Genomic DNA, 5530 nt, shown 5'->3' with positions numbered 1-5530 from the left:
TCAATCAAGGATTATCATTTTCAATGTAAAATAATTTATGCATATCTGCAACAATTATAGCCATAATGTAGAAGCCATTCCATTCATTTCCTCCCTATTAAATCCTGAATCACCTATTGATTAAATTGGTAGAAATTGTTTGAGGTGTTTGAGGGGGATACCCACCACCATTAAGCTGTTATGTTCATATGCTGCCTTTACTTTTTTTTGACTTAATACCTGAAATTGTTGCCAAGGCTATCGGTTGGCAAGCGAAGAAAATGGTACTGCAATTAGAGACAACTATATCCACAAGTAGCCCTAACTAAACAAGTATTTTACTTTTCGTTTTTCCGGGTGATATTAGAATTTTAAAAATTATAAATAACTGAATGGCGCAATTTTGGCCAAAACAATCCATTAAAAATTCAATCTAGTTTTTCCAAAACAACTGATTCAAAATTGCCTCAGACATACCCACGCTCCAATAGTTTCTTTCACCACCTAAATCATTAACAATTAATAATTAACCATCAAATATTATCCTTTACCCTTTTTAAGATACTCACTTCAACCTTATTTCTATATTTAGAAATTACAGACATTTTTGGTTTCAGTCTACCCTTTTTTAGATACTCACTTCAACTTTATGCCATTCGAAAAGTTCGAAAAAAGTGTCATGTTTCAGTCTACCCTTTTTTAGATACTCACTTCAACAAGAATGATGCAGACATTATGGGCATCATGTCGGAGTTTCAGTCTACCCTTTTTTAGATACTCACTTCAACCCTTGTTTTTCACAACGAGCTTATAATCAGTATTTTACCCCCTATTTTTATCAGCACTATATGGCCTTTTCCGGCAACGGGCATCTTTTTTACCTTTTAAGCTCAATCAAGGATTATCGTTTTCAATGTAATATAATCTATGTATATCTACAACAATTATAGCCATAATGTAAGGACATGTATCGCAATCTATCTTCTCTTATAAGCTGTTCAATCATTGGAATTACTAAAGATTTTACCTCCCAATTTAAATAACTTTTAAGTGATGATTTTCTTAGAAATCCCCTGTACCTTTCCAAAGCCCAAACTTACCCCTTGGCCAAGCCCTATTTCCTCGGGTATATTCAGATTACATGCAAAAGTCACATCTAGAGCCAATCGCTTTATGCCATAGCTGTTTTTAAAACTCATCATATCAATGCTCGATAGAAATAGTTGTAGTTCCTTCCTTTCAATAGTAATTCCAAGCCCATCCAATGCATGCCATAAGTGTCCCCATATCAATTTTTCAAGCAATTGAACCCTATCAGACAGGCGATTCATTTTTTGCCATTCCCTGAAATTTTCTCCATTTAAAGGAAGCCATTTATTAAGGCGGAAATATTGAAGATTTTTTTCCAAACCAGGTTTCCAAGTATTGTGCTGATGCTCATCTAGGGTCAACGAAAATTTATCCCCTCGGAAATTTAGCATTTCATCTGCCAGAGACATCCAAAGCTGCAAGCTTTGAGCACCCTTGCCTAAGCCCAAAATTGCCGCCTTTTTATGCTTAATTTTATATTGTATCAAAGGGTAACGAAATTGATTGTCAGGAAGGTTTTGGACGGGTAATTCTACACCTGCAGGCTGTTTCACAAGCTCTGTATGGTTGTGAAACACATCGGTAGCAAGGCCTGCGGCTTCAAATACTGCTTTGTGCTTCATTACACTTTCTACTACTGCTCCCCTGAAAGCCCTTATCTGATTGGGGTAAAGTGGTAAATTAAATGCCATAAAAGTATAAGTGCTTAGGTTTTTCATGGTTTTTGGATTTTAATGGTACTTTTTAAATCTTCAAGCTCTTTATAATCATTTTGTATAATTACGGTTACCTTCAAACCTGATTCTAGTAAGCTTAAATTCTTCGACCTTTCTTTTCCTAATTTAAAATTAGATTTATAGATTGTACAGGTCGTTTTAGGTTTATCTACCTCAAATTCCACCTCAAAAGTTTTTTCCTCTAAGTTTATCTTAGTTATTTTTCCAGAAAAAGATTTATTTGCAGTTAAAACACCAACCATTTCTTTAGGTATAACATCCTGATCACCCCTAGAAGTCTGGACTTGATGTTTTGCCTTTGGAGTGATTTTCTCCTCGATTCCAAAACTTGCACTCCTATTCACTCTTTGTGTAGGCACATCAGTGGTGAATTGACCATAGCCAACATTAGTTTTTGAACCAATACCAAATGATAACAATAGATGCTTAAACAATGCTAATTTGTGATCAGCTTTGATGACTTCAACCACTTCAGAATCCCTAAGGGAAAATTGAAAAGAGAAGGCAATCTCTGGCAATACCTTTAAAAACATTAATGGAATGGGATCTTTTAAATGTTCGCCCTTGTCTGGGTCTCCATGAAGCGTAATGTAATCTGATCCCAAAAACGTAATTCCCTGTGAATTATTTGCTGATACACTGGCATCTAAAAACTTATCTCTTTTATAGATTGACAATTTTTCAGGTGCAGTACCTGAGACATTTACTCCATCAAATATCTCTCTTTCAAGTCCTCTGATATCCTCCGAAGAAATTTCCAGTCCAAGATTTTCTTTAAAAACATCGCCTATAAATTCTAATTTTGCATCATAGTTGGGAGCCTCATTTTTACCAGGGAAACAACTTCTAAGCATGCCTTTGACCGAAGAGCCCGGAATAAGTGGAAGCCCGGAAACATAATCGAAAAAAAAGCCAAGTTTAAATTCATTTTCCTCTCCTGATTCATGCTGATAACCACTACCAATTAAAAGGCCAGGGTAAGTGGTGTACAAGTCAAAAGCTTTAAACCCCGGATGTTGATGGATTGCATCTGCCTTGAGTATAGGCAATTTAGAGCTCGTAAGCACACTAGCAGCCTGTTCCGGACGTCCTTCTTCTCTAAGTTTAATAAAATATTGTCGGTAAAAATACCATCCAAGATTATTCATTTGCTTCTTTCTTTTGTGGATAAGTACGAATCACAAGTTTGATGGCAGTTGCTGCATCCATAATTTTGGCTCGCAGTCTTTTCTGAACTACGGCATTACCGTTGAAGCTCTGGAAGTGTCCCAATAAATCCCCAGTAGGTTCCTCACCCACTTCCTTTTCTATCACATGATGAATTGCATCCATCATTTTTAATCTATCTTTCTCTGTTTTTGCTTCTTTCCTATGATTAAAGACAAGGGCCATTAGCATTCCCGATTGAATCACTGAAGCGCCAAACGAAGAAATGTACCCGTTGTATTGACTACTAATTTTTCCATTCTCAGTCAAATGCTTCTTTACTGCTTCAAAAGCAAAAGGCAACAGTTTTTCGATTCGTTTGTTCATGGTCTTTCCAGAGCTAAAGGTGTCAATTTCGAAATTCCGTATCCGATGGAGGCATTCGCACCAATCTGCACAAAGCCTTCTAAACCCTTGTTAAAAGAAGTTACCAATTCTTCATTATCATCCTGTGTCACTTGAACAATGGCCGTGATAAACCTGGAATCGTAGGGGACAATTTCTTCATACCAAAGATTTTTACTTTCACCCTTTTCCAAATGGTTTCTAGCGATAACGGGTAACAGTAATTCTGTAAAATCATCAGAATTAATCAGGACAATTTTTTCGCCCAATACAGCAGTTATCCAATCTGATACCAGCTCGAGGGTTGCCCCTTCAACCTTGACCGTCTTCCAGTCCAACTCCTCTATAATGGCATTTTCATACCCTTGAATTAAAACCTGTGGCTTATTCTTTTCTACAGTTAGATTTGATAAACCAATGAGCTCTTTTGGCGGTTTAAGTCCCAGTTGTTCAATTTTTTTAACCAAAATTTGCAATATAACCGGTAAAGTAGCATTGAAATAGGGGGCATTATCACTTCGTACCGGCCTTGACAGCAGGTCAGCAGATAAAAATTGCCAGCTCCCGGCTTTAGTATCATCACCGAAAACTTCCAAAACACTTTGATCATGTTCATTAAAATACTCTTTAAGGGCACCTTTCAGACTTGAAGAATGAATGGTAGGCAAGTGAGTATTGACGTCTTTTTGCACCAAATTATCAATGACTCCGAAATTGGTCTCACCACTTCCTGCATGGAGATTGGTAAGGGTATTGATGGTATAAAACTGCACTTGTTTTTTCATGGGAATTTAGTTAATGGCCTTAATAATAATGATTGAATCCCAATTGAGAATAATTGGGATATTGGTCTAAAATGGAATGCAATTTATTTTTATCCGAACTGAAAAGAATAGACCCTCTTTTAAGCAAATTAATTTTTTGAGATTTTCTGAAATAGCGATGACCGTTGGGTTGAAAGATTACCGTACGAAATTCCTGAATTTCTGCCAGGGCAAAATTGCAGTGATGCATGGCAGACTCCGGAATGTAAGCATCACTTAATAAGGTGGTTTTATTACTTTCAGGAGCACCGTAAAGTTGATTGGGGAAATCTTTTGGATCTTTGATTACACGGACCTGAAACATCTTCTGCTCTCCACCAAAAAACACCAGAGAATCTTGTAACTTAAAACTAATATCATCATTTTTAAGAGAGGCATAAAAAACAAAGCTAAATCCTTCTGCCAAACTCCTATAATTCTGTTTGAAAAACCCTTCTTTAGGTGAGTTTTTCAAAATACCAATCTGTTCATTTTCTTTGAAAACACAGTGGTGATAATGAATTAAATCCCCCTTTGCATTTTCAATATAATCAGGATAATACTTTTTGGGATCGTAATCCTGTATTTGAGGGTAGCTATTAGAGGATAAAATTTGTGTAAGGGAGTCCCCTCCATTTTCAAAATTCACCTTCATTTTATTGAGCCCATGTACGAATCGGAACATTACATTTTCATTCTGCATAAACAATGGAGAAATATTTTCTATCAAACCAAAATTTTGTACCTCGCCTGGCTTAGATGAATTAAAAGAAGCCGCTCCAATAAGTTTGTTTGCCTCCTCACGATGTGATTCAAGGGGCAAAAGACCATTGTTTTCAAGTAAAAGGTACCGCAATAACCCAAAGAGAGAAGTCTGCTGTGGGTAAGCATTAGAAAATGCGAGGTAATTTCGTTTCTCGTTATCTGATTTATCGCCGAAAGTTTGTTCACCACCGAAGAAATAATTTTCTAAGGGTCTCAGGCTAATTTTATAATTGTACTTAGTCATTGTCCTCTCGGTTTAAAAATTTAACGATGCGTAAACTTCCATAAATCTGATTTTCTTGCTTGTCCTGACGGTTTATTTCCAATGTGGCGGGAATGAAATACTCGAGTTTGTTAAGGTAATTTTTTATGGCTTCCTGTTGGTGTATTGGTTCATTGTACATGTTGGCAAACAAATGATGCAATCTATCAGGATTTGTCGCCATCTCTTTATTTTTAATAAGGGACCAATCCCTACCTAAATGGGAAATAACGGCACTTAAAAACTCACCATCTTCAATATTTGACCGTAACATGGATTTGAAAAGAGCATAAGCAGTTGATGAGTAATTGTCTGTAATTTTGAATGATTCTTCTCCAGCTATG

General features: G+C 36.4%; 6 protein-coding genes and 1 CRISPR repeat array. All 6 genes read right to left on the bottom strand.

Annotation, left to right across the window (positions count from 1 at the left end):
• Positions 1-518: 518 nt before the first annotated feature.
• Positions 519-767: direct repeats of the CRISPR family, unit length 36 nt; unit sequence GTTTCAGTCTACCCTTTTTTAGATACTCACTTCAAC.
• A gap of 258 nt (positions 768-1025) precedes the next feature.
• Positions 1026-1787 (bottom strand): CRISPR-associated endonuclease Cas6, encoded by a 762-nt coding sequence (locus tag AAC037_RS18720; RefSeq protein WP_339904729.1) that lies wholly within the window; start codon positions 1785-1787, stop codon positions 1026-1028.
• Complete coding sequence (gene cmr6, locus AAC037_RS18715; protein WP_339904727.1) at positions 1784-2797, bottom strand: type III-B CRISPR module RAMP protein Cmr6; 1014 nt, start codon at positions 2795-2797, stop codon at positions 1784-1786. The genes AAC037_RS18720 and cmr6 overlap by 4 nt, the downstream gene beginning before the upstream one ends.
• 148 nt (positions 2798-2945) lie before the next feature.
• Complete coding sequence (locus AAC037_RS18710; RefSeq protein ID WP_339904725.1) at positions 2946-3338, bottom strand: type III-B CRISPR module-associated protein Cmr5; 393 nt, start codon at positions 3336-3338, stop codon at positions 2946-2948.
• Complete coding sequence (gene cmr4 / locus AAC037_RS18705) at positions 3335-4141, bottom strand: type III-B CRISPR module RAMP protein Cmr4 (RefSeq protein WP_339904724.1); 807 nt, start codon at positions 4139-4141, stop codon at positions 3335-3337. The genes AAC037_RS18710 and cmr4 overlap by 4 nt, the downstream gene beginning before the upstream one ends.
• Positions 4142-4160: 19 nt before the next feature.
• Positions 4161-5168, bottom strand: a complete 1008-nt coding sequence (locus AAC037_RS18700; RefSeq protein ID WP_339904723.1) for a type III-B CRISPR module-associated Cmr3 family protein — start codon at positions 5166-5168, stop codon at positions 4161-4163.
• A partial coding sequence (locus AAC037_RS18695) for a hypothetical protein (RefSeq protein ID WP_339904722.1) occupies positions 5161-5530 on the bottom strand: 370 nt, incomplete at its 5' end. The genes AAC037_RS18700 and AAC037_RS18695, both read right to left, overlap by 8 nt.

This window comes from uncultured Cyclobacterium sp. (assembly GCF_963976465.1).
GTDB lineage: Bacteria > Bacteroidota > Bacteroidia > Cytophagales > Cyclobacteriaceae > Cyclobacterium.
This window is presented reverse-complemented; position numbering and strand designations above follow the sequence as displayed.